The sequence below is a fragment of the Rhodopirellula maiorica SM1 genome (genome assembly GCF_000346295.1).
GTDB classification, from domain to species: domain Bacteria; phylum Planctomycetota; class Planctomycetia; order Pirellulales; family Pirellulaceae; genus Novipirellula; species Novipirellula maiorica.
In genome coordinates this window covers 1-1,411 of sequence record NZ_ANOG01000810.1, presented here as the reverse complement: position 1 = coordinate 1,411, position 1,411 = coordinate 1, and the positions used below count along the sequence as shown (strand labels likewise).

The window sequence follows — 1,411 nt, the reverse complement described above, 5'->3', positions numbered from 1 at the left end:
TTTCGGTGTCGAAACGACATTTCGTGGCACCATGCGAGTGTTGATGCAAGGCGATACAACGACGGAAATCGTCTCGGCAGACCGGATCAGCAAAACGAACGGAGTTGCGGACGATGCGGCCGGGGCCGAAGAGAATGCTTCCTCCGGTTCCCATGTTCGCGATCGTGACAAGTCGACGATGATTTTAGAATCGTTGCCTCGCGAACCATTACGGTTGCGTTTTCGATCGCGGCAAACCGACACCGAAGACGTCTTTGTTTCCAGGGCAGTGCTCCGCTCAGCGACTGGCTATGCCACTCGAATGGAACAATTGCTGGCGAATGTCGAAGGCAGTCCTGAGCTGCGTTTAGGAATACCGGAGGGGGACTACAGCATATCGACCGAAGCACTGGTTGATGGCAATATCACGCGGGTACGTCGCGAGAACAACACGCTGGTGATCGCGTTGCCATCGGATGGAAAATCTCATCTGGTTGATTTGCGAGTTTGGTTGCCGATGGATGCGTCGATGATGGTCGATAGCATTCGGCCGGCACTCGATCTGCCGATTGGTGTCGGGCGGCTTTACTGGGAGATCGTAGCACCTAATGATTCGCACGTGATTTGGGCTTCACCGACGCTGGGACGATCGATGACATGGCGTTTCGATCGATGGCGTCTGTACCGTGCATCGACTCAGACATCAAGTTCGTTGGCCGGTTGGGTGGGCAGCACCGATCTGATCGAAGTCCCACGAGGAAACCGCTATTTATACGTTGGGTCGGACGTTCGTTCGTTCCGTGCGATCGTCGTGTCACGCACGATTTTGTGGGGCGTGACCGGTTCGATGGTGTTATTGATTGCCGTGCTGTTATCGTTCGTGCCGCAAACCCGGCATCCGTTGTTTGCCGTTGCCGCGGCAGTGATGTTTGCGGGGATGTTGGTGGTGGCCCCCGACGCGGCGGTTTTGGCGGGGCAATTGGGCATGATCGCGATGGTGTTAGTGGTGGTGATGTCAGCAATTCGGACGATGGTTCAATCGCGCGATCACAGCAGTGCATTGGATTCGCGTCCCCGGTCTCGTCGTATCGAGGGATCGACGCAGATGCACAAGGAAAACTCCGGAGCCAGTCGTGGTACACTCTCTGCGACCCGATCGATCGCTCCCGCTTCCAGCGTGAACAAGGTGACACCGTGACACGCAGCGTTTGGGTTTGCATCCTCGCTTGGGGTGTCGCGTTGGCGATGTCGCAGATGTCGACGGCACAAGATTCGCCGATCGTCGCTCCACCGGCAATCCAATCGAATCAGGACAACGAGCCAGAGGCCGTCGCTGAAACAACGCTGGACGCTGAATCGCCGACTGATAAGTCTCAGGACGGCGATAGCAGCGCTACTAGCGATGGAGATCCGGAGACGGATGCAGATACGG

The 1,411-nt window shown here is 56.7% G+C and carries 1 protein-coding gene and 1 pseudogene; both read left to right on the top strand.

From position 1 onward, the window contains the following. Positions 1–1,177, top strand: a pseudogene (locus RMSM_RS26545) (hypothetical protein); the annotation flags it as partial. Further along, a partial coding sequence (locus RMSM_RS26540; RefSeq protein ID WP_040769498.1) for a hypothetical protein occupies positions 1,174–1,411 on the top strand: 238 nt, incomplete at its 3' end. The pseudogene RMSM_RS26545 and the gene RMSM_RS26540, both read left to right, overlap by 4 nt.